The 24,165-nt window shown below is 35.3% G+C and carries 27 protein-coding genes; 21 read left to right on the top strand and 6 right to left on the bottom strand.

Annotated features, from left to right (window positions below):
• Positions 1–31 precede the first annotated feature (31 nt).
• The 8 genes from ACSVH7_RS13890 (at position 32) to ACSVH7_RS13855 (ending at position 9,274) form a co-directional block, all read left to right on the top strand.
• Positions 32–1,504 (top strand): MFS transporter, encoded by a 1,473-nt coding sequence (locus ACSVH7_RS13890; protein WP_438067346.1) that lies wholly within the window; start codon positions 32–34, stop codon positions 1,502–1,504.
• A 73-nt stretch (positions 1,505–1,577) separates the two neighbouring features.
• The gene (locus tag ACSVH7_RS13885) at positions 1,578–3,170 is read left to right on the top strand and encodes an MFS transporter (protein WP_438067289.1); all 1,593 of its coding nucleotides are present in this window, start codon (positions 1,578–1,580) and stop codon (positions 3,168–3,170) included.
• Positions 3,171–3,208: 38 nt separating this feature from the next.
• The gene (locus ACSVH7_RS13880) at positions 3,209–4,258 is read left to right on the top strand and encodes an MFS transporter (RefSeq protein WP_315147890.1); all 1,050 of its coding nucleotides are present in this window, start codon (positions 3,209–3,211) and stop codon (positions 4,256–4,258) included.
• A 111-nt stretch (positions 4,259–4,369) separates the two neighbouring features.
• Positions 4,370–6,586: a molybdopterin oxidoreductase family protein gene (locus ACSVH7_RS13875; protein WP_438067288.1), complete on the top strand. Its 2,217-nt coding sequence runs from the start codon at positions 4,370–4,372 to the stop codon at positions 6,584–6,586.
• A gap of 16 nt (positions 6,587–6,602) precedes the next feature.
• On the top strand, positions 6,603–7,172 hold the full coding sequence (locus tag ACSVH7_RS13870; protein WP_438067287.1) for a 4Fe-4S dicluster domain-containing protein: 570 nt from the start codon (positions 6,603–6,605) through the stop codon (positions 7,170–7,172).
• Between the two features lie 75 nt (positions 7,173–7,247).
• Complete coding sequence (locus tag ACSVH7_RS13865) at positions 7,248–7,763, top strand: Rieske (2Fe-2S) protein (protein ID WP_438067286.1); 516 nt, start codon at positions 7,248–7,250, stop codon at positions 7,761–7,763.
• A gap of 15 nt (positions 7,764–7,778) precedes the next feature.
• Positions 7,779–8,027: a DUF6755 family protein gene (locus tag ACSVH7_RS13860; RefSeq protein WP_438067285.1), complete on the top strand. Its 249-nt coding sequence runs from the start codon at positions 7,779–7,781 to the stop codon at positions 8,025–8,027.
• Between the two features lie 77 nt (positions 8,028–8,104).
• Positions 8,105–9,274: a molybdopterin molybdotransferase MoeA gene (locus ACSVH7_RS13855; RefSeq protein WP_438067284.1), complete on the top strand. Its 1,170-nt coding sequence runs from the start codon at positions 8,105–8,107 to the stop codon at positions 9,272–9,274.
• A 150-nt stretch (positions 9,275–9,424) separates the two neighbouring features.
• On the opposite strand, the gene ACSVH7_RS13850 is transcribed toward ACSVH7_RS13855, so the two are convergent.
• Together ACSVH7_RS13850 and ACSVH7_RS13845 are read right to left on the bottom strand one after the other, a co-directional pair.
• The gene (locus tag ACSVH7_RS13850; RefSeq protein WP_438067283.1) at positions 9,425–9,817 is read right to left on the bottom strand and encodes a helix-turn-helix domain-containing protein; all 393 of its coding nucleotides are present in this window, start codon (positions 9,815–9,817) and stop codon (positions 9,425–9,427) included.
• A gap of 186 nt (positions 9,818–10,003) precedes the next feature.
• Positions 10,004–10,711, bottom strand: a complete 708-nt coding sequence (locus tag ACSVH7_RS13845) for an IS4 family transposase (protein ID WP_438067282.1) — start codon at positions 10,709–10,711, stop codon at positions 10,004–10,006.
• Positions 10,712–10,760: 49 nt separating this feature from the next.
• Between ACSVH7_RS13845 and ACSVH7_RS13840 the strand changes: the two genes are divergently transcribed.
• The 13 genes from ACSVH7_RS13840 to moaA all read left to right on the top strand — a co-directional run bounded on the left by ACSVH7_RS13840 (position 10,761) and on the right by moaA (position 22,512).
• Complete coding sequence (locus tag ACSVH7_RS13840) at positions 10,761–11,564, top strand: tetratricopeptide repeat protein (protein WP_438067281.1); 804 nt, start codon at positions 10,761–10,763, stop codon at positions 11,562–11,564.
• Positions 11,557–12,762, top strand: coding sequence for a hypothetical protein (locus tag ACSVH7_RS13835; protein WP_438067280.1), 1,206 nt, complete (start codon positions 11,557–11,559; stop codon positions 12,760–12,762). Before ACSVH7_RS13840 ends, ACSVH7_RS13835 begins: the two co-directional genes overlap by 8 nt.
• Entirely contained in the window at positions 12,763–13,512 is a 750-nt protein-coding gene (locus ACSVH7_RS13830; RefSeq protein WP_438067279.1) for a cysteine peptidase family C39 domain-containing protein, read from the top strand.
• Between the two features lies 1 nt (position 13,513).
• A complete protein-coding gene (locus tag ACSVH7_RS13825; RefSeq protein WP_438067278.1) occupies positions 13,514–14,956 on the top strand; it encodes a peptidase domain-containing ABC transporter in 1,443 nt (480 codons plus the stop codon).
• A 1-nt stretch (position 14,957) separates the two neighbouring features.
• Positions 14,958–16,244, top strand: coding sequence for an HlyD family secretion protein (locus tag ACSVH7_RS13820; RefSeq protein WP_438067277.1), 1,287 nt, complete (start codon positions 14,958–14,960; stop codon positions 16,242–16,244).
• Between the two features lie 144 nt (positions 16,245–16,388).
• Positions 16,389–16,718, top strand: coding sequence for a winged helix-turn-helix domain-containing protein (locus ACSVH7_RS13815; RefSeq protein WP_438067276.1), 330 nt, complete (start codon positions 16,389–16,391; stop codon positions 16,716–16,718).
• Entirely contained in the window at positions 16,715–17,464 is a 750-nt protein-coding gene (locus ACSVH7_RS13810; protein ID WP_438067275.1) for a sulfite exporter TauE/SafE family protein, read from the top strand. Before ACSVH7_RS13815 ends, ACSVH7_RS13810 begins: the two co-directional genes overlap by 4 nt.
• A gap of 95 nt (positions 17,465–17,559) precedes the next feature.
• The gene (gene mobA / locus ACSVH7_RS13805) at positions 17,560–18,129 is read left to right on the top strand and encodes a molybdenum cofactor guanylyltransferase (protein WP_438067274.1); all 570 of its coding nucleotides are present in this window, start codon (positions 17,560–17,562) and stop codon (positions 18,127–18,129) included.
• The gene (locus ACSVH7_RS13800) at positions 18,126–18,368 is read left to right on the top strand and encodes a MoaD/ThiS family protein (protein ID WP_438067273.1); all 243 of its coding nucleotides are present in this window, start codon (positions 18,126–18,128) and stop codon (positions 18,366–18,368) included. Before mobA ends, ACSVH7_RS13800 begins: the two co-directional genes overlap by 4 nt.
• Positions 18,369–18,685: 317 nt before the next feature.
• Complete coding sequence (locus tag ACSVH7_RS13795) at positions 18,686–19,762, top strand: ThiF family adenylyltransferase (RefSeq protein ID WP_438067272.1); 1,077 nt, start codon at positions 18,686–18,688, stop codon at positions 19,760–19,762.
• Between the two features lie 214 nt (positions 19,763–19,976).
• Positions 19,977–20,498 (top strand): molybdenum cofactor biosynthesis protein MoaE, encoded by a 522-nt coding sequence (locus tag ACSVH7_RS13790; protein WP_438067271.1) that lies wholly within the window; start codon positions 19,977–19,979, stop codon positions 20,496–20,498.
• A 102-nt stretch (positions 20,499–20,600) separates the two neighbouring features.
• On the top strand, positions 20,601–21,515 hold the full coding sequence (gene moaCB / locus ACSVH7_RS13785; protein WP_438067270.1) for a bifunctional molybdenum cofactor biosynthesis protein MoaC/MoaB: 915 nt from the start codon (positions 20,601–20,603) through the stop codon (positions 21,513–21,515).
• On the top strand, positions 21,505–22,512 hold the full coding sequence (gene moaA, locus ACSVH7_RS13780; protein ID WP_438067269.1) for a GTP 3',8-cyclase MoaA: 1,008 nt from the start codon (positions 21,505–21,507) through the stop codon (positions 22,510–22,512). The genes moaCB and moaA overlap by 11 nt, the downstream gene beginning before the upstream one ends.
• 13 nt (positions 22,513–22,525) lie before the next feature.
• Here the strand turns inward: moaA and ACSVH7_RS13775 are convergent, their stop codons facing one another.
• The 4 genes from ACSVH7_RS13775 to nrdD form a co-directional block, all read right to left on the bottom strand.
• A complete protein-coding gene (locus ACSVH7_RS13775; RefSeq protein ID WP_438067268.1) occupies positions 22,526–22,885 on the bottom strand; it encodes a DUF5615 family PIN-like protein in 360 nt (119 codons plus the stop codon).
• A complete protein-coding gene (locus tag ACSVH7_RS13770; protein ID WP_315154478.1) occupies positions 22,885–23,115 on the bottom strand; it encodes a DUF433 domain-containing protein in 231 nt (76 codons plus the stop codon). Before ACSVH7_RS13770 ends, ACSVH7_RS13775 begins: the two co-directional genes overlap by 1 nt.
• 99 nt (positions 23,116–23,214) lie before the next feature.
• Positions 23,215–23,904 carry an anaerobic ribonucleoside-triphosphate reductase activating protein gene (locus ACSVH7_RS13765; RefSeq protein ID WP_438067267.1) on the bottom strand — a complete coding sequence of 230 codons (690 nt, stop codon included), beginning with the start codon at positions 23,902–23,904 and terminating at the stop codon, positions 23,215–23,217.
• Positions 23,888–24,046 (bottom strand): anaerobic ribonucleoside-triphosphate reductase, encoded by a 159-nt coding sequence (gene nrdD / locus ACSVH7_RS13760; protein ID WP_157490620.1) that lies wholly within the window; start codon positions 24,044–24,046, stop codon positions 23,888–23,890. Before nrdD ends, ACSVH7_RS13765 begins: the two co-directional genes overlap by 17 nt.
• Positions 24,047–24,165: the final 119 nt, after the last annotated feature.

The raw sequence follows: 24,165 nt of genomic DNA, 5'->3' as shown, positions 1-24,165 counted from the left end.
TACTAATTTTTCATTTAATAACGAAGCTTTTATGAATAACTTAGCGCAATCTCATAAAATCCTTTTTCTAAATACCCTGGCATTTACCATTTGCTTTGCTTGTTGGACACTCAATGGTGTATTAGTTACTTTTTTGGTAGATAGAGGTATATTTAACTGGAGTGTGGTTGAAGTGGGGTGGCTTCTCGGAATTCCAATTCTTTCAGGGTCAATATTTAGATTACCAATTGGTATTTTGACGGATAAATTTGGTGGGAAAATAGTTTTTTCTATTTTATTATTACTCTGTGCAATTCCGTTGTTTTTATTGCCTTTTGCTACTAGTTTTTGGAGTTTTGCCGCCTTGAGTTTTCTTTTTGGGATGGTGGGTACCAGTTTTGCAGTAGGTATAGGTTTCACCTCGGTTTGGTATCCACAACATTGGCAGGGTAGAGCCTTAGGGATTTTTGGAATGGGAAATGCCGGTGCCGCTATCACAACTTTTGTTGCTCCTACTTTACTTACAAATTTTTCTCAAGATAATCCTGTAGAAGGTTGGAAAATGTTGCCCGTCAGTTATGGTGTGGTCTTGGTTGTGATGGGTTTGCTTTTCATCTTTTTGACTAAAAATAAAAAACCTGCTGTAGAAACTAAAGAGCTTAAAAATCTTCTAAAACCTTTACAATCTATGCGTGTTTGGCGTTTTGGAGCGTATTACTTTTTGGTTTTTGGATGTTTTGTTGCGTATTCCCAATGGTTACTACCCAATTTTATGAACGTTTACCAAACTTCATTGGTAATGGGCGGTATGTTTGCCACCTTATTTAGTTTGCCTTCGGGTGTAATCAGAGCTTTTGGTGGGTATTTATCGGATAAGTTTGGGGCACGAAAAGTAATGTATTGGGTATTAGGGTCCTCTATTGTAATCAGCTTTTTATTAATGTTTCCAAAAATGGAAATCCTTACCGCAGGTCCAGGTGTTTTGGCTACCGAAAGTGGGGTAGTTACCCAAGTGAGTTCTAATGCCATACTAATTGACGATAAAGTACATACTGTAATCCCACGAAAAACTGTTGAACACGATAAAACAGCAATTTTACCTGAAAAAGCATCATGGCAAGAAATTGTGGTAAAGCAGAATCAAGCGGTCAAAAAGAAAGAACTAATCGCTAAAGGAATCACACAAATTAAGTTTGAAGCGAACATGTGGGTATACTTAGTTTTAGTCATTTTAATCGGAATCTCTTGGGGAATTGGTAAAGCAGCAGTTTACAAACATATTCCAGAGTATTTTCCAAATGAAGTAGGTGTAGTTGGAGGGATGGTTGGATTAATAGGTGGTTTGGGTGGTTTTTTTGGGCCTATTATTTTTGGGTATTTGCTCAGCACCACCGGCTTGTGGACGAGTTCTTGGATTTTCATTTTTTCCATTTCAACGATTTGTTTGATTTGGATGCACAAAACCATTATCAAAGCCATTCGCGTTCAAATCCCTCAATTTTCAAAACATATCGAACATAAATAAAGCCTTTGCAGAACAAGCTTAGGTTATTCAAAATAATAATTTTCAAATAGTACTAACAGTAAATAAACATCATATGAAAACATGGCTAGACAAGTGGGAACCAGAGGACAATGAATTTTGGGAAAACACCGGTAGTGCAATCGCATGGAAAACACTCACCATTACTACACTTTCATTAATCTTATCCTTTGCTTCGTGGTTCATGATGAGTGTCATTGCTGTAAAATTACCTGGACTTGGATTTGCATTTTCAAAAGATGAATTGTTTTGGTTGGTGGCTATTCCTGGTTTAGCTGCTGGTTTTCTTAGAATCATTCACACCTTTATTTTGCCAATTTTCGGTACACGACACGTGGTAGCATGGGCAACTTTAATCAAGTTAATTCCTGTAATAGGTATTGGATTTGCAGTTATGGATACGAGTACACCTTTTTGGGTATTTGCAGTATTAGCTTTTACTTGTGGTTTTGGTGGTGGAGATTTCTCATCTTATATGCCCAGTACAAGTTTGTTTTTTCCTAAACGATTAAAAGGAACCGCATTGGGTATTCAAGCGGGTATTGGTAATTTTGGGGTGTCTTTGGCTCAATTTGTTACCCCGCTTATTTTGGGTGTTAGCCTTTATGGCGCTAGTGCTGTTTCTACCAGTATTGATGCTAAAGAGGCGCTGTCCGTTTTTAAAACTGTCGAGTCAACCAAACAAAAAGAAGCATTTAGTGCATTAGAACCACAAGTACAAACCGCATTATTGTCATCTGTAAAACCTGCGGTTCTAGATTCAGTAAAAGCTACTATTAGTACTACTGATGATGCGACTCTATTTGTTGCATTACCCGCCAAAGCAAAAGCCAAAGTTATGGCAAATGCTAATCCAAAATTAGCTGAAAAGATAATGAATCAGTTGAGCCCTGATACTAAAGCTGTCGTAAATAAATCCATTTATATTCAATCGGCAGCCTTTTGGTATGTTCCATTTCTTATCATTTTATCGATTATCAGCTGGTTTTTTCTGAGAAGTATCCCGATGCATTCTTCTATAAAAGAACAAATGGATATTTTTGGTAACAAACATACTTGGTATTGTACCATAACTTATGTCATGACTTTTGGAACTTTTGCAGGACTATCAGCAGCATTTCCCTTGATGATTAAGTTTTTATATGGTGATTTTCCCAATGCTCCTGATCCTTTAGTGTATGCTTTTTATGGACCATTAATTGGTTCCGCGAGCCGTGTTGCCTTTGGTTTTGTAGCTGATAAAGTGGGAGGGGCTATATTGACAACGCTGACAGGAGTTGGGATTATTGGAGGAGCTATTGTTTTGATTACCCAAGGTTTGGTAGCGCCAACTAGTTTAGACCAATTCCCAATGTTTGTAGGGGTTATATTTTTAATGTTCTTTTTTACTGGTGTGGGTAATGCAGGAACTTTTAGACAATACCCTATCATATTTGCAGATAACCAACGTCAGGCTGCTGGAGTTATTGGTTGGACGGCTGCGATTGCTGCATTTGGACCATTCATTTTTTCTAAACTTATTGGGGGTAATTTAACACTTAATGGTACTGTTAATCAATTTTTTATAGGTCTCATTCTTTTTTGTATCTTAGCTACTATCATCAATTGGTGGTTTTACAATAGAAAAGGTTGTGAGAAACCAAGTTAGAAGTAAAATCTAAGAGTTTTAATTTGTTATGTTATACAATGAAAAATAAAAATCTTAATACTAAAGCTTTATTAATAGCAACAGGACTTTCCATCGTGATGATTGCCTTGGTGTTTTTTGGTTCTAGAAAATTGCAAAATTTCGATGCGGCTTTAATTACATATTTGTTTGGAACTGTTTTCGCTTTTTTCGGAATTGTCTATCGCTATTCGGTGTGGTTACAAAGACCGCCCACTTGGATTTATTTCAAAAGGGGCATTACCTATTTGGTAACTGGAAAGGTGTTTTCTCATTTTTGGTTTGCTACCAAAGAGTCTATTGAAAATATCGCTTTTCAAAAGTTTATTTATCCTAGAGGAAAATACCGTTGGGTGGCGCATTTTATGATAGCCGTGGGCTGTACCTCTGCTTTTTTGATTACCATTCCACTCACCTTCGGCTGGATTCACTTTGCTATGGCACCCAATACGATTGCTACCTATGAAGCCTATTTCTTTGGATTTAAAGTAATGGATTTTGAACTCGATTCCATTATGGCGTTTCTAACTTTTCATGCCTTGAATTGGTCTTCTTATTTAGTAATTTTTGGGTCTTTATATTATTTAAGAAGACGTTTGACCAATCCCGGTTTGATTGCTACTCAAACTTTTGAAGGGGATTTATTGCCGCTGATTTTGTTGATAGCTATTTCAGTTACAGGTTTAGGATTGACCTATTCGTATCAATTTATGAAAGGATTCGCTTTTGATTTCTTGGCGGTTTTACATGCCGTTACCGTGATTTTGTTTTTGATTTGGATTCCCTTTGGAAAATTTTTTCACATCATTCAAAGACCCGCTCAAATTGGTGCACATATCTATAAAAAACAAGGCATGAAAATGGGTATGGCCGTATGTCCTCATACTGGAGAAGAATTTGCTACCAAATTGCACATCCAAGACTTGAAAACGGTTACAGAAGAATTAGGATTCGATTTTTCGCATGAAGATGGTACTTCTCATTTGGATTTGAGTCCAGAAGGCAAAAGATCACGATTGGCACAAGCCCATTTGAAGGCAAGACAAGCGGGGGGGAATTTGTTTGGATAATTTCAGAAGTTAGAAGTTAGCCTTCGACTCCGCTCAGGATGATGAGGTAAATGATAGAATTTAGATTTTAGAAGCAAGGAACGGAATACTGACAATTGTAAAAAATATAAAATGGCAAAATTACCAGTCGCAGAAGAAAACATTATTGCCAAGTTTGGTCCACATTTGAATTATGCTCCGAAAGATGGCTATGAAGGTAGAGATGAACCCGATAAAAATGTAAAAACCCATTGTTGTTTTTGTGGCATGCAATGCGGTATCGAATTGTTGGTCAAAGACAACAAAGTGGTTGGTTTTGAACCTTGGATGGAATTTCCGTTTAATGAAGGCAGATTGTGCCCCAAAGGCGTACAACGCTATTTGCAAAACAACCACCCCGACCGATTACTCTCACCTTTAAAGAGGGTAGAAGGACAGGGATTTATGCCTACTAGTTGGGATGACGCCATGGAAAAAACGGTTTCAGAGATTCAACGTATTCAAGAAAAATATGGGAAAGATGCTTTTTCGATGCTCTCAGGTGTTTCCTTGACCAATGAAAAAAGTTATTTGGTCGGTAAATTTGCTAGAGTCGCTTTGAAAACCAAAAACTTAGACTACAATGGTCGTTTGTGTATGGTGAGCGCAGGAGCGGGTAATAAAAAAGCTTTTGGTTTGGATAGAGCCTCTAATAATTATTCCGATTTAGAATATGCTGAAGTAATTATTGTGGCGGGAGCCAATATTAGCGAAACGTTTCCCACCTTAACCCATTGGATTTGGAAAGCTCGTGATCGTGGGGCTAAAATCATTGTGGTTGATCCTCGTATGATTCCTCTAGCAAGAACAGCCGATATTCATTTGGATGTACGTCCAGGAACAGATTCTGCCTTGTATGGAGCCATGTTAAAATATTTAGTCGATCATGATCTCTTAGATCACGATTTTATTGATAATTATACTTCTGGATTTCAAGAAACCATTGATGCTGTCAAAGATTATTCACTTGAATGGGCGGAGGAAGTAACCGGAATCGATAAGAATAAAATAAAAGCAGCGGCCGAATTATGGGGCAAAGCTAAAACTAGTTTTTTATTACACGCTCGAGGAATAGAACACCATTCCAAAGGAGTGGACAATGTACTAGGCTGTATCAATCTCGTATTGGCTACGGGTAGAATCGGGAAACCCTATTGTGGTTATGGAACGATAACAGGGCAAGGAAATGGTCAAGGCGGTAGAGAGCACGGTCATAAATGCGACCAATTGCCTGGAAATCGAGATATCGAAAATCCAGAACACAGAAAGTATATTTCGGAGGTTTGGGGAATCAATGAAAAAGACTTACCAGGAAAAGGATTGTCTGCCTATGAGATTATAGAAGCCATTCATCGTGGAGAAATTAAAGGATTGATTTCGATTTGTTTCAACCCTCTTGTGTCTTTGCCGAACAGCAATTACGTTCGCGAAGCGTTAGAGAAATTAGAATATTATGTTTGCATCGATTTTTTCTTGAATGAAACAGCTCGACATGCCGACATGATTTTGGCGGGTTCTTTACAAGAAGAGGAGGAAGGTACCACCACTTCGGCAGAAGGGCGCGTCATCCGCATTCGTCAAGCGGTAACCCCTCCGGGAGATGCAAGAACAGATACTTCCATTTTATTAGAATTGGCAGATCGTTTGGGAGCCAAAGATAAATTTACCTACGACAATAGTGAAGCCATTTTTAATGAATTGCGAGTAGCGTCCAAAGGAGGAACCGCCGATTATAACGGAATCACTTATAAAAGAATCGAAGATAATATGGGGATTTTTTGGCCTTGCCCTACCGAAGATCACCCCGGAACACCTCGACTTTGGGAAGATAAAAAATTTAAAACTCCCGATGGGAAAGCCCATTTTAATCCAGCACCTTATAAATTGCCAGGCGAAGTAGTCGATGCCGATTATCCAGTCGTTTTGACTACAGGTCGAGTGGTTTCTCAGTATTTGAGTGGTACGCAAACCCGAAGAATAGGAAAATTAGTCGATCAATTTCCAGAACCTTTACTAGAAATTCATCCCAAATTAGCTCAGCAATATGGGATTCAGCAAAGAGAATTGGTGAAAGTGTCCACCCGAAGAGGGGAAGGAATTTTTCCAGCGAATATCGTGGAAACCATCAGAGAGGATACTGTTTTTATCCCGTATCATTGGTCCGGAAAAAAATCAGCCAATCAATTAACACCGGGAACTTTAGATCCAATTTCTAAAATACCCGAATTTAAAGTTTGCGCTTGCCATTTGGAACCTCTTAAAGAAATAGCAGGACCTTCTAAAGAATCAACAGCATTTGCCAGTGTTTAATCTATAAAAAAGAAATATGAATTACACTAGTTTCAATACAAACGAGGAATTTTTTGTAGATATGCAACGATGCATTGGCTGCAAAGCTTGCGAAATGGCTTGTGCCGAATGTGAAACCAATGGGCAAGATTCCATGATTCATGTCAATTATGTAGATAGAGCGTCGACCATCCAAACTACGGTGCAGGTTTGTATGCATTGTGAGGATCCAGTGTGTGCCAATGTTTGCCCAGCAGATGCCATTTCAAAAGATGAATTTGGAATAGTGCATACCGCCAATACCGAGCGATGTATCGGTTGTTCCAATTGTGTGATGGCTTGTCCTTTTGGCGTTCCCAAAAAGGAAGAATCTTATGACTTGATGATGAAATGCACCATGTGTTATGATCGAACAAGTATTGGCAAAAAACCCATGTGTGCAACTGTGTGTCCTAGTGGAGCTTTGTTTTATGGCACAAAAGCGGAAATCGAAGAAATGAGACCTAATAGCACCCCCATCAATACGTTTGTTTTTGGTAAAGAAGTAGTAAATACCAAAGTGAATATTATGATGCCTAAAGGAAGTACGGAATTAATCATTTATTAGATAAGCCCTCTAACATCCGAATGGGAAATTTCGAAACACATTGAAAACTGAAAACTGAAAACCGAAAACTGTCTTATGTCAAAAGAAGATAACTTAAATAAAAATTGGAAAAAAGATTTTCCAATTCTCAAACAACAAGCGAGTAATGTGAGTCGCCGCGATTTTGCCAAGTTTCTTACCTTGGTCTCCGGAGGATTAATGGTAGGAAGTGGACTAGTTGCTGCCAAAGCTTATATACTCCCCAAAGAAGAAGTAGAGGGCGAACATTTTGTATGTAAAAAAGAGGAAATTCCTGTAGGAGGTACTCGCGCTTTTGTGATTGAAGGAAGTACCATTCCTTATATTTTAATTCATTTAGAATCGGGGGAATTTAAAGCCTATGAGCAAAAATGCACCCATTTGTCTTGCTCCGTTTTTTATAAACCTGGTACGGATGTTATTTATTGTCCTTGTCATAATGGCTCTTTTGATGCCAAAACTGGAGAAGTACTTGCCGGCCCTCCGCCAAGAGCGTTACCAAATTTAGAAGTGTTTTTAAAAGGGAATGATATCTATGTAAAAGCAGGCCAACAGGAAGCTAAAGTTGTTTAATCTAACAAAAAACGTATGAGTACTTTTAGAACAAGTCAGAATCAAGCGAACCCCAATAAATTAAATAACATACTCTCTACGCTGATATTTATACTAATACTAAATGTCACCATCCAAATTTGGTTGTTGTATGCTGCGTTGAACAATGCTTTAGAAAATAATCGAGAGATATTAATTCCTGCTTTTATAGCGTCTTTTGTCATTTTTTTAATTGGTTTTGGATGGCTGTATTATTTGCCTACGGGAAATAAACAACAACAATAAATGTAATTTATGTTACATTTTAATCCTTGTAAACCAAATGGGAATTGTACTTTTGAAAGGATCAAAAAAGGATATTCATGATTACTGTTTCAGAAGCGTTTTCTATTTTACAAAATAATCTACCCACACCTCAAGTAGAAAATTGTACTTTGCTTGAGGCTAGAAAAAAGATAGTAGCACAACCTATACTTTCTCCAATTCATATGCCGCCTTTTCGACAGTCAGCGATGGATGGTTATGTAGTTTGCATTCATGAAAGGTTGACTTACGAAATTATTGGAGAAATTAAAGCGGGTGATGCTGAATCTTTTGTGATGCAGCCAGGTCAAGCGGTAAAGATTTTCACAGGCGCACCTGTACCCGACACGGCCCAAGCCATGATTCCGATAGAGAAAGTGGCTGTAACACAATCGGTTTTGACACTACAAAGTACGCCACAACTCGAGGATAACATTCGCCCCATTGGGGAGCAAATCAAAAAAGGGGAGCTAGCCATAGAAAAAGGCACTCAGTTAGATGCCGCTGCCATAGGTTTTTTGGCAGCTTTAGGGATAACTACTGTTCCGGTATTTAAAAAACCAAGAGTGGGAATCGTAGTAACCGGTAACGAATTACTTTCCGCGGGCATACCCTTGACTTATGGAAAAGTATATGAAAGCAATGGTGTCATGCTACAAGCGGCTTTGTTGGATGGTTTTTATCAAGAAGTGACGCTCTATAAAGTAAAAGATGATTTTGAAAGCACTAAAAACACCCTTCATGAAGCGATTGCCAATCATGATGTGATTTTAGTTTCTGGGGGAATATCAGTAGGCGATTACGATTTTGTGGCCCAAGCCCTTCAAGAATTGCAAGTAACTACTTTGTTTCATAAAGTGAATCAAAAACCCGGAAAACCTCTTTATGCAGGGAAGTTAATGGATAAATTGATTTTTGCTTTGCCTGGCAATCCAGCGGCTTGTTTGACCTGTTTTTATGTATATGTGTTGCCTACTTTAAAGGCTATTTCTGGAGAGGAACATCAGTATTATTCCTTAAAAAAACAAAATTTAATGCATGATTTTGAGGTTAAAAACACCCGTTCTCAATTCTTAAAGTCTTTTATTACTGAGGAGGGAGTGCGTGTTTTATCACATCAGGCCTCTTCGATGTTGAATTCATTTTCATCAGCCAATGCCTTGGTGTATGTCCCCGATGGGAATTATGAATTAAAAAAAGGAGAAGCAGTACAGGTGTATTTGTTTTAATCTCCATTTCAAACTTTCTTTTTTAGATTCATAACTGTTTCTTTTATTGATCACCATAAAATACAAAGACATATTATGGTGATTCTTTTGATTATTTATGTATCCTAAACTTATTAGCAAGGTAATTTATGAGAAATAAAAACAAAAAAACTATAAAACTGATTTCTTTTTCCTTAACAAACTAACAAATAATTCATTTTGTAACTCTACCAAAACAGAAATTTTGTTTTGGTTAGCAATTATACTGTCCATTAATTCCAGTGGAGTTGAATTATTTACTCTAAAATTTTCTGCATAACCTGCATAAGAATGCCCTCTAAATTTAGCTTTAGAAAAATTTATATTAGAAACATCCTCAAGCAATTCGTAAAGATTCGTTTCATAAGCATCGCATAGTTTAAGTGAATTTTCTACACTGGGTTTTGATTTATCAGCTTCCCACTTACCAATAGCCGATTTAGAGATATGAAGTTCTATTGCCATTTTCTTTAATGAAACCCCTTTTTTATTCCTAAGATTATAGAGTTTTGTTCCTAAAGTCATAATTATTATTTTTTAGCTAAAGTAAGAAATGAACTATAGTAATCAAAAAAAGATACTTTAGTTTCCTTTTCTATGAAACATTTCTATTTTCTTTGAAAACTAAAATTATTTATACATTTATTTTTCAAAAAGCAAAGTGAACGTTGTGAATGAAATTAAATGAAACGAATTTTTTAGAAAAAACATTTAAGTACATGACAAAAAGCAAAACAGATTGTTTTCTAAAGACTTAAATCCTGTCAAAAGAAATTTTGACAAATAATCTAATCCATATTTGAATACGCTTACTGCTCTTCTGCCATGTTTTTTTATTATTATTTTTTGGATGTTTTCATCCAAAAAGTCACCAATTTTATAACACCATACAAAAGCAATCATTGTTAGAGAAAATAGTTTTTCCAATCTTTCTAAATCGGTCACATGTGTATCTTCTATGTTAAATCCACTACTTTTTAATCCTCTAAAAAGAGTTTCAATCTGCCATCTTTGTTTATAATAAACCATTGCTTGCTCCGGTTTATTGAATGAAACAATAATTAAAAACTCCAGTTTTCCGTTCCTATCAATGGTTTTACTACCTGAAAGATAACATCTTTGACTATGTAACTCCACAATTTTCGGATAATGATAAAACTCTCCTATTTTTAAATTGTTAAACAACCAAAAAGCCTTAATCTCTTGCTGTTTTTGATAAGAATAAATTTTGAAATTATTTCTGATTCTAATGTAATATCTAATATTGTTTTGGTTTAGAAACTCTAACCATTTATCCCCGACAAACTCTCTATCAGCCAAGAGACAATCTATACTTTCCTTTCCAAACCATTCTATGTAGGTTTTGATTAAATCAATCCTTTGCATATCCAGACTAAACATTTTGATTACAGCAATCAAACATATAATTTTACATTTAAAAACTTCAAAGAACTTAACTAAATAAAAATTGAGAAATATATTCTTATCCTTATTACTACAAATTACAGTTTCTACCTATGCACAAACTAACTTGATAGAAATTAAAAAAAAGCAAGACGCAATAATTGAAGAATTTTTGAATAATTGTGCAAAAAACTGTAATTATAATTATCAAATGTCGGAATGGCAAAATTGTTTAGATGAAGGGCTAAAAAAAGATAGTACAATAGCCTATCTATGGCAACAAAAAGCTATGCCATATTTTAAAGCTAGAAAATATGAAGTGGGGATGCAATATATTGATAAAGCAGTACAATACGATCCAAAAGAATGGCAACCTTATAGGGCTTTTATCAAATGTATTTTTGCCAAAACTTATAAAGAGGCAATTATTGATTTTGAAGATTGCATAAAAAAATATGGAAATGGTTATAGAATGGATCATACCTATAGTTTTTATATAGGATTGTCCTACTTACAACTGAACGAGTATAATAAAGCAGAAATTCTTTTTAAAGAATACATTGATGATATTTATAAAAATCGTCAAGGACTAGAACACCCAACTGCCTATTTTTATTATGGAATTTCACAATATGAACAAAAAAAATATAATGAAGCTATAATTACTTTTGATAAAGCATTGAAAACTTATCCCAATTTTTCAGATGTTAAATACTACAAAGCCATCTGTTTAGCTAGAATTAATAAGAAAGAGGATGTTTCTAGACTAGTAGATGAATCTAAGGAAGACTCAAAAAAAGGATTTTCTATAAATGAAGACAATACTATTTATGAAATGTATCCATATCAAAAAAAATGGCATGAATAAAATAATTCACAAATTAAAAAAAATGAAACTAAAACTATTATTCTCAATAATATTACTAGGAACTGCAACTTTTGTTTTTTCTCAAAAGAACCCAATAATAATTCAGCCAAACATAATTTTACCGAAAGACACTATTGTTTCTAATAAACTGATAAAATCACTAAATGAATTTTTAAATTTGAAAGATAAATCAAATAACGAAAACTTTTTTGTTTTAAAAGAAGATTTATTAGAAACATCGGTTCTATTAGATGAAATGAAAATGATAGAAAAAAGCGGAAAATTTAAAGATGATAATTTTTACAAAAGTTATTTAACAAACATATTACCACTTAAGAATTCAACCTTTTTAGTTCAAATTTCCTATATTGGCATAAATGAAAACTCTCCAATCTTAGTAGCTAGTTTTGAAATTTTGGCAAAATTGAAAGACAATAAATTCTATTTTAATTCTCCTTTGAAACGCAATGCTTTTTTATGGAAAAGTAAGAAAATAGACGGGATTACTTTTTATTATAAAAATATTTTAAATGATAAAAGCACTAAAGAATATGCAAAAAATGTTGCACTATTTGATAAAAAGCTAAAATCAAACAATAAAATAATTGAATGGTACGGATTCGATGATATGAATGAAATGCTCAGAGCTATTGGCGTTAATTACAAACTATTATACAATAGTAAAACATCAAGTACATTTACAGCTATTGAAAATAATTCATTACTCATAGCAAGTGCAACAGATAATGCCAACTTTGATGTTTTTGATTCACATGATTTATGGCATGAAAGACTACACAATGTAGTTTCTACAAGCATAATAAACAAACCCGTTGATGAAGGATGTGCTTATCTTTATGGTGGAAGTTGGGGAATGAGTTGGAAACAAATTCTAAAAACATTTAAAGAAAAAGTAAGTTCAAACCCGAAATCGGATTGGCTTTCTTTATATGAACAATTTTATAACTTTGGGGAAAGTAAAGAAAAACACTTGCTTGTTGGCTATGTTATCAATGCATTAATCGTTGAAAAAACAGAAAAAGAAAAAGGTTTCCCAGCTGTTATGGAGTTGCTGAGTTGCGGAAAATATGAAAAAACAAATGAGAATTATTTTAAAGTCCTTGAGAAAATAACAGGGATCAACAAAACCAATTTCAATGATAGTGTTTGGAAATTGATAAATGAAAGTAAAAAATAAATGCTGAAAAATAATTTTCCCCATTTTAAGCAATTGGACTACAGAGATTGTGGTCCAACTTGTTTACGGATGATAGCAAAACATTACGGCAAAACATTTTCAAGAGAGTTTTTGCGTGACAAAGCTAGTATTACCAAAACGGGGGTTACAATGGCTGGCATTGCAGAAGCAGCCGAAGCTATCGAAATGCGTACTTTGGGTATGCGTATTTCATTAGAGAGTTTAGTTACCGAAGCACCAACACCATTTATTGTGCCTTGGAGGCAAAAGCACTTTGTTGTAGTTTATAAAACTAGTAAAACAAAAATATACGTTGCCGACCCTGCTCAAGGTTTACTTACCTATTCGCATGAAGACTTTAAAAAAGCTTGGACAAATACAACGGATGATACAGGTTTTGTATTATTATTAGAAGCGAGCCCAAAGTTTTATGCTTTGGAAGAAGACAAAACTAAAACAAAAGGATTTTCGTTTTTGCTGCCTTATTTTAGACCTTACAAACAGTTAATTCGTCAGTTATTTATTGGATTAATAGTTGCGACCATTATTCAATTTATATTACCATTCTTGATGCAAACAGTTATAGATGTTGGTGTTAATAATCGCGATATCTCTTTTATTTATTTGATTCTTATATCACAGCTGGTTTTAATATTTTCACAAACTTTAGTCAGTATTTTTAGAGAATGGCTATTAATACATATTACTAGTCGTTTTAATATTAAAATGATTTCTGATTTTTTTATTTAAAATGCTCAAACTTCCTGTTTCGTATTTCGATACACGAAATACGGGAGAACATTTACAAAGAATAACAGACCACACTCGTATTCAGAACTTTGTGTCTTCTGCCACTTTGAATATGATATTTTCAATGATAACCTTTATCATTTTCAATTGCATTTTAGCGTATTATAATTTAACTATATTTTTTGTTTTCATAATTGGAGGTACACTTTATGTTGGATGGACATTTTTTTTCTTAAAAAAAAGGGCAGAACTAGACTATAAACGTTTTGATGAAGCTTCACAAAGTCAAAACTCTTTAATACAAATAATAAATGGCGTTAAAGAAATAAAGATTAATAATTCGCAAAGGAAAAACCGCTGGAAATGGGAATTTAATCAGATTAGCCTTTTTAAAACTTCAATAAGTACATTGAAGTTGGCACAATATCAATCTATTGGTGCTACGTTTATTAATGAAATTAAAAACATAGTTATCACCTTTTTAGCTGCAAAAGCAGTAGTTGAAGGTAATCTAACTTTGGGTATGATGATTTCTACTCAATATATTGTGGGACAATTAAATTTACCTTTAAGTAATTTTATAACGTTTATTCAAACTTGGCAAGATGCAAAAATTAGTTTAGAGCGATTATCACAAGTACATACTAGAGATGATGAGGATTTAGCCACTGCCAAAAAATCTAATGAATTACCCGATACTAAAACAATCGAGATAAAAGATTTATCATATAGATATGGTGGAAAATCGACACCTTTTGTTTTGAAAAATATTAATTGTATTATTCCAGAGGGCAAAACTACTGCCATTGTTGGAGCAAGTGGTAGCGGTAAAACTACTTTGATGAAATTATTGTTAAAGTTTTATGAGCCGACAAAAGGTAGTATTAACATTGGCTCAATAGATCTCAATAGTATTAATAATGATTTCTGGCGGATGAATTGTGGAGCAGTTATGCAAGATACATTTATGTTTAATGACACTATTGCAGGAAATATATCAGAATCCGAACAAAATGAAATGATTGACAGAGATAAATTAAACAATGCTGCTTTTGTTTCGAATATTGATGATTTTATTCAAAAATTACCTAATAAATTCAATACTGAATTAGGCACATCAGGGATTAGATTAAGCGGTGGACAAGAACAACGCATTATGATAGCGAGAGCCGTTTATAAAGACCCTTTTTATCTATTTTTTGATGAAGCAACAAGTGCGTTAGACGCCAACAATGAAAAAGTGATAATGGAAAACCTGAATGCATTTATTACTGGAAAAACAGCTATAATTGTTGCTCATAGATTAAGTACGGTAAAAAATGCTGACACTATTATTGTACTTGAAAATGGCGAAATTGTGGAGCAAGGAAATCATAATGATTTAGCCAAACTTAGAGGAAAATATTATGAGTTGGTAAAAAATCAATTAGAATTAGGAAATTAATATGGAAGAGCTTAATGATGGTTTAAAAATATATAGTGAAGAAGTTAGAGATGTGCTTTCTGACCCTCCAAAAGCAATTTTAAGATGGGGAAATACCATACTATTTGGTTTTATAATGATTTTGCTTTTAATTTCATGGTTTATAAAATATCCAGATATAATCACTACACAAATTGTGATTACAACCAATATTCCGCCTGAGAAATTAGTTGCCAAAGTACCTGGCAAAATTGAAGCTATTTTAGTAAAAGACAAAGCAACTATTCTAAAAAATACGCCTCTTGCAGTTATTGAAAATTCGGCAAATTATAAAGATGTATTTTTATTAAAAAGCATTGTTGATACCATTGATATTGATAAAAGTAAGTTTCCGTTTGAGAAATTCAACTCGGCGCAACTCGTCGAAATAGAAAGTGTATTTGCTCTGTTTCAAAAAGAAAGTATCGCTGATGAATTGAATACTAAATTACAACCCTATCAAGTGGAAGGCTCGGCACAAAACTATGAGGCCATTCAACTGAAAGAAAGGTTGAGTTTATTAGAGTCTCAAAAAAGCATTAATCAAAATGAGTTGGTGCTATTAAAAAGTGATTTAGATCGATACGAAAAATTATATGCAAAAGGGATTATTGCTTCTCAAGAAATGGAAAAGCAACGATTGGCTTATTTGCAATCTCAAAAAAATTATAAAAGCTTTTTGAGTACTATTTCACAATTAAAATCATCTTTAAACGAGTTAAATAGAAACAGTAAAACCACTCAAATAAATGAAAGTACCGCAACCATAAATTTAGAACGAAATGTTGTTCAAGCTTTTTTTAGTGTTAAAAAAGCGATTAAAGATTGGGAGTTAAACTATGTTTTACGGTCTTCTATAAATGGAAAAGTTAGCTTCTTACAACTTTGGGCAGAAAATCAAACTGTAAATACTGGTGATAATGTATTTGCAATAATTCCAAAAAATGAAAACGGTTATATTGGTAAATTAAGAGCTCCTGCGCAAAATTCAGGAAAAATAAAAATGGGACAAACCGTTAATATTAGATTAGCCAATTATCCTGACCGCGAATTTGGAATGATAAAAGGGAGTATAAAAGCAATATCCTTAACTCCTGATAAAGAAGGTAATTTATTGATTAACGTTTCGCTTCCGCAAGGATTAGAAACCTCCTATAAAAAGCAAATCAATTTTCAGCAAGAAATGTCAGGAACAGCAGATATTATAACTGAGGATTTACGATTAATAGAACGATTATTGTACCAGTTTAGAGCTATTTTTAAACGTTAGAAACAAATGGTAGGTATACGTGCTATAATCTCAATTTCAAACTTTCTTTTTTAAATATTTGGTAAAAATATTATTTTGTGATGTGATTCATGGTAGAGACATATTACTTTTCGTTATATTTGATAAAAGATAACGAAAGAACCATTGAAAATAAAAAGTAAAATTTGGATTGAATCCGAAGAGGGAGTTTTGATTAGCGAAGGCCGAGTACATTTGCTAAAGTTAATTGATGAAACGGGTTCGCTAAACAAAGCGGCAAAAGCGATGAATCTGTCCTATCAAAAAGCGTGGAAGTTAGTCGATGAATCCAACAAGGCTGCATCAAGTCCTTTAATAACTACTCAGGTTGGAGGGAAACTAGGTGGTGGAACGGTGTTGACTCCTTATGGTAAATCTTTAATCGCTTCTTTTGAAAGTATCAATCGTTCTTGTTGGACATTTTTAGACGAACAATTAAAAAAACAAAATCTATGACAGTTGCCACACTTTTTGAGTCACCACTTTTGTTGCTTTTATTGCCTATTGTTGCATTTTTGTATGCGAGTGTGGGACATGGAGGGGCAAGTGGTTATTTGGCGCTAATGAGCCTATTTGCGCTACCCATGACTTTTATGAAACCTACGGCTTTGGTATTGAATATTCTGGTTTCAGCAGTATCATTTTATTTTTTTTACAAAGAGAAAAAAATGAACTGGCAGCTGTTTTATCCTTTTGCCATTAGCTCCATACCTTTTTCATTTTTAGGAGGTTTTTTGACCATCAACGCTTTTTATTACAAAATAATTTTGGCTACAGTTTTGTTTTTTGCAGTACTAAGATTACTTGGGTTTTTCGGAAAAGAAATAACAGAATTAAGAGCGGTAAATCTTCCTTTGGCATTGTGTATTGGGGCGGTAATCGGTTTTTTGTCGGGTTTGTTAGGAATAGGAGGCGGCATTATCTTGAGCCCGGTGCTGTTGCTTTTGGGTTGGGCGAATATGAAACAAACCGCCGCTGTTTCGGCATTATTTATTTTGGTGAATTCCATTTCGGGATTAATCGGGTTTGTGTCCAACGGCGGTGTCGTGCCTGAAGCCTCGTTACCATTGATTGCTATTGTTTTTGTAGGAGGATTGTTGGGTGCTTTTTTTGGAAGTAAAAAAATGAACACCAATCAGTTGCGATATGTTTTGGCTATGGTTTTAGGAATTGCGATTTTTAAGTTATACACCACTGCCTAAAATAGAAAACAACTTGAAGCAAGTAGTTTAATGAGTACCAGCTTTTACAACTACAAGATTTTTTTCAATTTTTCAATCTTTTAATCTTTCAATTTATGGAAAACACCATCACCGCTTATATTTTAGCAGGAGGAAAAAGCCAACGAATGGGTGCAGACAAAGGGTTTTTGGAGATCAATGGGCAATCTTTTGTGGCCAATATTCTCGCTGCGGTAACACCCGTGGTTGGGAATAATATTGTGGTAGTTTCTTCGGATGAAAGATACGATGCTTTGGGCGTAACCCGAATTTCGGATATCATTTCCAATAAAGGACCTCTTGGCGGATTATATACCGCTTTGAAAAATTCAACGACCAAACGGAATTTGATTTTGAGTGTGGATGTCCCAATGATTTCATCCGAATTGCTACAGTGGTTGGTCGATGCTCACTCAGATGCCTATCAAATGACGCAAGTGCAAGTTAATGAGAAGCCAAGTCCATTAGTGGCGGTGTATGATCGATCAGTGCGCATTTTGTTACCTGAACTTTTAGCGGGCAATCAACTCAAAGTAAGAAGATTTGTGGACGAACTCACACACCAAACTATCAATGTCCCTACACAATGGAGTGCGCAATTGCAAAATATCAATACGCCAGAAGAATATAAAAAATTAAATCAATGAGAGTTACCCTAAAATATTTTGGTTTGCTGGCAGAAATAACCCATTGCAACGAAGAACAAGTGGAGTTGAATGCTGATGTGACCACGCTTTTGGGATTGAAAAGCACTGTAGAACATCGCTTTCCCACTTTTCAAAAAACGGCCTACAGCATCGCTTTGAATCAAGCACTTTGTAATGATGACCTTGCTTTAAAAGAAGCCGATGTTATTGCTTTTTTGCCTCCCTTTGCAGGTGGATGATAAAGCACCTTTTTTACAAATCACTTAAAAAAAAATGAAACATTTAAGTCAAATAAGTTTTTAATTATAATAGTTACTTCATTAATAAGTGAGCACAAAAGTTCATAGGAGAGCGTTGAAAAAGGAATTTTATTTTTATGAGTTGCTAATAAATCAAAGAATGAAAAAGATAATCTAGTACTTTTTTTGAGCTTGAATACTAGGATTTACTTTTATGGACTTCATTTTTTCTTTAAGACTTATTCAAGGAAAATTAGACTTATATGTCTTAAATGTTTAAAATTAATAGATTTATTTTTAATTAAATTATTTTAAAAATGCCAAACAACACCCGCTATTCCCGACAAATCATTCTTCCTGAAGTGGGAGCGCTAGGTCAGCAAAAACTACAAGACGCTCGTGTTTTGGTCATTGGTGCTGGTGGTTTGGGATGTCCAGTTTTGCAGAACTTAGTAATGGCTGGTGTAGGACATATCGGAATTGCAGATGGAGATGTGGTGGACGAATCCAACTTGCATCGTCAGTCATTATATACAATTTCGGATGTTGGGAAGTCCAAAGTTGTTGCAGCTAAACAGGTCTTACAAGCATTAAATCCTGAAGTAGATATAGTCGTTTTTCCTGAATTTTTTGAATCCAATACTGCGGCTATGGTAGAAAAGTACCAAATCATTGTCGATTGTACCGATGCCATTGATGTTCGGTATTTGATTAACGATGTGGCGGTGGCCAAAAGAATTCCAGTCGTATACGCTTCCATTCATAAATTTCAAGGGCAGGTTTCGGTGTTTAATTATCAAAACGGACCTTCCTATCGTTGTTTGTTTCCTGAAAAAGAAGAGGGAATCACCATTCCGAGTTGCGAAATGTCGGGAGTACTGGGAGTAGTATCTCAGATGTTGGGAAGTTTTCAAGCCACCGAAGTACTGAAAATTATTTTAGGAATAGGAGAGGTGTTGTCTGGAAAAGTATTGATCTATGACGCTTTATGTTGTCAAACCCAAATTATTGCTTTTGCTAAAAATCAAAAAGCGATTGAAAAAGGATTTATCAAAGGGAATCAGGTATTGAATGCTACAAAACAGAAAAACGGTCTAACTGCAACAGCTTTTTTAGAAAAATGCAACCATCCCGAAATAGTTGTAATTGATGTTCGGGAAGTGGAGGAACTTCCTGAGTATAAAGGAACGAATATCATCAAGATTCCTTTGGGACAACTAGCAGCGTACAGTGAGAATTTGAATAAAAATCAGGAAATAATACTGTTTTGCCAAAGCGGACAGCGTAGTCTTGCAGCGATGCAGTATCTTGAAAATTGTGGATTTACTAGTGTTTCCCATTTGGAAAAAGGCATAGTATCATTGAAAAACCAAAATAAAAGTATAACCACATAGAATCATAGTGTATGTATAACGAGTTAAAGACCTAATAGGAATAGTACTATTTCTCACATAGATAAGCTATGTGAATAGTGAAACGTCTATTTTTTCTTAATTAAAACAACTATGAATTCTATGATTCTATGTGGTAAATACCTTTACCAATCCAACATAATTAAAATAATAGTTGATATAACTATGTGTCAATTGTTACCAAAAAATAAAAAATATGAGTAAAAAAGAAAATTCAGTTCCAGATACTGCTCCCTCCCATTCGGTGAAACCTGATAAGGGGCACAAAAGTTCTTTTATCCAAGGACAAATTACCGCCGAGTTCATTGGAAATTCTATCGCCAAGCACCAAAGCAAAACCAGCATTGGAGCCCATAACATTTTTCTCGGACAAGTGCGTGCCGACGAAATCAACGGGAATAAAGTAATGGCTATTGACTATTCGGCTTATGAAGAAATGGCTGAAGCGTCTTTCCATACCATACGCGAATCGGCTTTTGAAAAATTCGAGCTGACTTGTATGCATATTTACCATAGCTTAGGTATAGTGCATGCGGGCGAAATTTGCCTTTTTGTTTTTGTTTCGGCCCCAAGACGTAAAGTAGTTTACGAAGCTTTGGAATATTTGGTAGAGGAAATCAAAGAAAAAGCCCCCGTTTTCGGAAAAGAAATTTTGGAAGACGAAACCTATGTTTGGAAAGAGAATAGCCCCCCAGCCCCCAAAGGGGGAACAACATAGTTTGACTTAAAATTTTGGTTGTAATGCTGAAACTCCAAACTCCAAATTTCAAATTCCAAATCCCAAATTCCTAATTTCTAATTTCTAATTCCTAAATCCAAAATGGTAGACATCACCCATAAAATAATAACACAACGCACCGCAACCGCTCAGGCTATTGTAAAAGTTGGAACACCCGCTACAATGCAAGCAATTGTAAACAAAACGGTACCCAAAGGTAACGTATTGGAAGTGGCCCGAACTGCTGGTTTGTTTGCGGTAAAAAATACCTCGAATGCCATTCCGGACTGTCATCCTATGCCGATTGAATACACCGGAATTGACTACGAATTACTGGAAGATTCCGTACGAATAAGCGTAACGGTAAAAGCCATTTACCGAACAGGCGTTGAAGTCGAAGCCATGCACGGCGCTTCTATTGTAGCCTTGACGATGTATGATATGCTCAAACCTATCGATAAACAAGTCGAAATTTCAACCATCAAACTCTTGCACAAAAAAGGTGGTAAATCCGATTTTGGTACCAAAGAAAGATTGGATGTATCCGTAGCGGTCATCGTATGTTCCGATAGTGTTGCTGCAGGTAAAAAAGAAGATCGTGCAGGCAAAGTCATCACTGATAAAGTAGCGAATTTAGGTTTAAGGGTGTCTCATTATGCCATCATTCCAGATGAAATCAAAGACATTCAAACTACTATCCACCAACTCTGTGAAGACCAAAAAGATTTAATTATTTTAACGGGTGGCACAGGCTTATCCAATCGAGATGTGACACCTGAGGCAGTGATTCCGTTACTAGATAGACGAATTCCTGGCATCGAAGAAGCGATTCGTTCGTACGGACAACAGCGTACACCTTATGCCATGTTGTCTCGAAGCGTTGTGGGGTTTAAGGGCAATACGTTAATCATGGCATTGCCGGGTTCTACGGCAGGAGCTAGCGAATCTATGGATGCTGTTTTTCCATCAGTGTTGCATTTGTTTAAACTCTTAAATGGCTTCAATCATGGTCAATAATTTCCTTTTATTGCAGGATACGCATCATCGTAATCATTCTTATTTGCGCATTTCGATTACCGAAAAATGCAATTTGAGATGTACCTATTGTATGCCTGCCGAAGGAATTGCTTTAACGCCAAGACCACATTTAATGACCGAAGAGGAGATTATTGCCATTGCTCAAACGTTTGTGAATTTGGGCGTGACCAAAATTCGACTTACGGGTGGGGAGCCTTTGGTGCGTAAGGAAGCGCATTCCATTATTGAACGATTGGGACAATTGGGTGTACAACTTACCTTGACGACCAACGGACTTTTGGTACACGATTTTATCCCGACGTTTAAAAAAGCGGGAATAAAAGCACTAAACGTAAGCATTGATAGTTTGCAAAAAGAAAAATACAAAGCCATTACTCGCAGAGATTCTTTTGATAAATTAATTAATAATATAGAATTACTTGAGCAAAATGATTTCCAAGTCAAATTGAATGTCGTGGTAATTAAAGGATGTAATGACAATGAGATTTTAGATTTTATTGCCTTGACAAAAGAACGAAATCTTCAAATTCGTTTTATTGAGTTCATGCCTTTTGATGGCAATCAATGGAACAAAGAAAAACTCGTTTCCTATGCCGAAATCATCCAACAAGTCCATTCGGTCTATTCGGAAACCCAATTGCTACGAATGCAAGATCAGCCTAACGATACAGCTAAGAATTATAAGATAGATGGGTTTAAAGGAAGTTTCTCGATCATCAGTTCGGTTACGAATCCGTTTTGTAGCACCTGCAACCGCATTCGATTAACGGCCGATGGGAAATTAAAAAATTGCTTATTTTCCAATTCAGAAACGGCTTTGTTGCCCACCTTGAGAGCTGGAGAAGCGATCGAACCGCTTATTTATGAAAATATTCAATCCAAGCACGCGATGCGAGGTGGTATGGACAATGATGCCAAGTTTCAAAATCCCGATTTATTCTCACAGAATAGAAGCATGATTAAGATTGGAGGGTGAAAGGTTTTGTTGATTAATAGGTGACTTTTAAGAAATGAGAAGCAATTTCAATCATGTAGCGATTGTTGTTTTTATCTATTGTTTCAATTTCGCTTATAAATTGATCGAAAATAATCATCAATTCTTGATTTGAAATATTTCCCAAATTTATTTTTACCAGTTTTTTAGGGGACTTACTTTTTAGAAAGGAATTTTTAAAGTTTAAATCTTTTGTAATCAGTGTATGGTTATAAAGATATGCATATTTAGCAATTGCGCTATCAGTTGTAAACCACTTGTCCAGAATGGTGTTTACATGAATGCATTCAAAACCCTGGTTGGATATGTGTTTTGCTAGTTTTAAAGAAATATGAACATCACAAATAAACTTCATTAACTCACTTCTTTTAAAATATCTCCTGATATAGATAACTTGGCGTAATAAATGGAAGCCAATATATCTTCTTTTTCTAATTCTGGATGATCTTCTAGAATTTCATTGATTTCCATGCCGGAGCCTAACATATCCAGAATTACTTCCACCGGCCATCTCATGTTTCTCACAGTAGGCTTACCATGACAAACATCTGCATTTATAGTGATTCTTGAAATTAGATTTTCCATGATTTTTTTAATTTACTAAAAGTAAAGATAATTAATTTATAGAAAGAAATTCTAAAATGTAACGTAATGACTTTAAGTCTTTGTTAGTATTTGAATGATTTAATTCCGAATCACTATTTTGATGGTGGCTGTGGAAAGGGATTCTGAATCTAATTCGCGCTGGGAATAGCCCATTTTTTCTAGGGTTGGAGCTTCATTTACAAAATACTGAATATAGTATTGGCCTTGGTAGCCTTTTTGTTCCAAATAATGAACCATTGCTGTGAGGTCTTCTTTAGAAATTAAGTCGGAGTGGATGGTGGTGCGCACTTCGAAGGGGACAGAATGCGAGAGCAGAAATTCGAGGGATTGTTCGAAAGTATCGAACAAATTGGATTGCGTAATTTTTTCGAAAGTGTTGGGCATGGCTTTGAAATCCAATGCGACATAATCGATGGTTTGTTCGTCGATAAGGGTTTGGAGTACTTTGGGTTGAGAACCGTTGGTGTCTATTTTTACTAGAAAGCCCATTTTTTTGACGGTTGCAATAAACTCGATACTTTTTTTATGCAATAAGCATTCACCACCGCTTAAGACTACAGCATCGAGTAGGTTTTTTCGAGTTTGGAGAAAATCTAGGGCGTGTTGAAAGCTTAGTTTTCCTTTTCCCAACACTATTTCGGGGTTGTAACAATACAGGCACCGCATGTTGCAGCCTGCAAACCAAAGAATGCAGGCCGACTGATGCGGATAATCCAATAGAGTAAATGGAGTTATACTGTAAATGGGTGTGTTAGCACTTACATTCATTGAAATGGGTGCGTTGTTTGTGTTCTCCTTTTTTACCAATGTTAAAGCTTTCTACGGGACGATGGTAGCCCATAACTCGGGTGTAGACTAAACATTTGGTTCTGCGTTCTGGATGTTGCTCTAGAATGGGATGTGTTTTCATTGTATTAGGGTTTTAGATTGTTTAAAGTTTAAGGTTTAAAGTTTTTGGATGTTTCCAAAAGTGCACTTTGTGGCTCTTTAGCCCCGATCGCAGTGAAAATCCCCCGCTTTTTTCGGCGG

The organism is Flavobacterium sp. TSSA_36 (assembly GCF_051547165.1).
Lineage (GTDB): Bacteria > Bacteroidota > Bacteroidia > Flavobacteriales > Flavobacteriaceae > Flavobacterium.
The sequence above is the reverse complement of the archived record's forward strand: the minus strand, read 5'-3'. Positions and strand labels throughout refer to the sequence as shown.

Bases quoted from the DNA above. Each gene is read 5' to 3' on its own strand.
- ACSVH7_RS13890 (WP_438067346.1), top strand. From the start codon at position 32: ATGAATAACTTAGCGCAATCTCATAAAATCCTTTTTCTAAATACCCTG.
- ACSVH7_RS13885 (WP_438067289.1), top strand. From the start codon at position 1,578: ATGAAAACATGGCTAGACAAGTGGGAACCAGAGGACAATGAATTTTGG.
- ACSVH7_RS13880 (WP_315147890.1), top strand. From the start codon at position 3,209: ATGAAAAATAAAAATCTTAATACTAAAGCTTTATTAATAGCAACAGGA.
- ACSVH7_RS13875 (WP_438067288.1), top strand. From the start codon at position 4,370: ATGGCAAAATTACCAGTCGCAGAAGAAAACATTATTGCCAAGTTTGGT.
- ACSVH7_RS13870 (WP_438067287.1), top strand. From the start codon at position 6,603: ATGAATTACACTAGTTTCAATACAAACGAGGAATTTTTTGTAGATATG.
- ACSVH7_RS13865 (WP_438067286.1), top strand. From the start codon at position 7,248: ATGTCAAAAGAAGATAACTTAAATAAAAATTGGAAAAAAGATTTTCCA.
- ACSVH7_RS13860 (WP_438067285.1), top strand. From the start codon at position 7,779: ATGAGTACTTTTAGAACAAGTCAGAATCAAGCGAACCCCAATAAATTA.
- ACSVH7_RS13855 (WP_438067284.1), top strand. From the start codon at position 8,105: ATGATTACTGTTTCAGAAGCGTTTTCTATTTTACAAAATAATCTACCC.
- ACSVH7_RS13850 (WP_438067283.1), bottom strand. From the start codon at position 9,817: ATGACTTTAGGAACAAAACTCTATAATCTTAGGAATAAAAAAGGGGTT.
- ACSVH7_RS13835 (WP_438067280.1), top strand. From the start codon at position 11,557: ATGAATAAAATAATTCACAAATTAAAAAAAATGAAACTAAAACTATTA.
- ACSVH7_RS13830 (WP_438067279.1), top strand. From the start codon at position 12,763: ATGCTGAAAAATAATTTTCCCCATTTTAAGCAATTGGACTACAGAGAT.
- ACSVH7_RS13825 (WP_438067278.1), top strand. From the start codon at position 13,514: ATGCTCAAACTTCCTGTTTCGTATTTCGATACACGAAATACGGGAGAA.
- ACSVH7_RS13820 (WP_438067277.1), top strand. From the start codon at position 14,958: ATGGAAGAGCTTAATGATGGTTTAAAAATATATAGTGAAGAAGTTAGA.
- ACSVH7_RS13810 (WP_438067275.1), top strand. From the start codon at position 16,715: ATGACAGTTGCCACACTTTTTGAGTCACCACTTTTGTTGCTTTTATTG.
- mobA (WP_438067274.1), top strand. From the start codon at position 17,560: ATGGAAAACACCATCACCGCTTATATTTTAGCAGGAGGAAAAAGCCAA.
- ACSVH7_RS13800 (WP_438067273.1), top strand. From the start codon at position 18,126: ATGAGAGTTACCCTAAAATATTTTGGTTTGCTGGCAGAAATAACCCAT.
- ACSVH7_RS13795 (WP_438067272.1), top strand. From the start codon at position 18,686: ATGCCAAACAACACCCGCTATTCCCGACAAATCATTCTTCCTGAAGTG.
- ACSVH7_RS13790 (WP_438067271.1), top strand. From the start codon at position 19,977: ATGAGTAAAAAAGAAAATTCAGTTCCAGATACTGCTCCCTCCCATTCG.
- moaCB (WP_438067270.1), top strand. From the start codon at position 20,601: ATGGTAGACATCACCCATAAAATAATAACACAACGCACCGCAACCGCT.
- moaA (WP_438067269.1), top strand. From the start codon at position 21,505: ATGGTCAATAATTTCCTTTTATTGCAGGATACGCATCATCGTAATCAT.
- ACSVH7_RS13775 (WP_438067268.1), bottom strand. From the start codon at position 22,885: ATGAAGTTTATTTGTGATGTTCATATTTCTTTAAAACTAGCAAAACAC.
- ACSVH7_RS13770 (WP_315154478.1), bottom strand. From the start codon at position 23,115: ATGGAAAATCTAATTTCAAGAATCACTATAAATGCAGATGTTTGTCAT.
- ACSVH7_RS13765 (WP_438067267.1), bottom strand. From the start codon at position 23,904: ATGAATGTAAGTGCTAACACACCCATTTACAGTATAACTCCATTTACT.
- nrdD (WP_157490620.1), bottom strand. From the start codon at position 24,046: ATGAAAACACATCCCATTCTAGAGCAACATCCAGAACGCAGAACCAAA.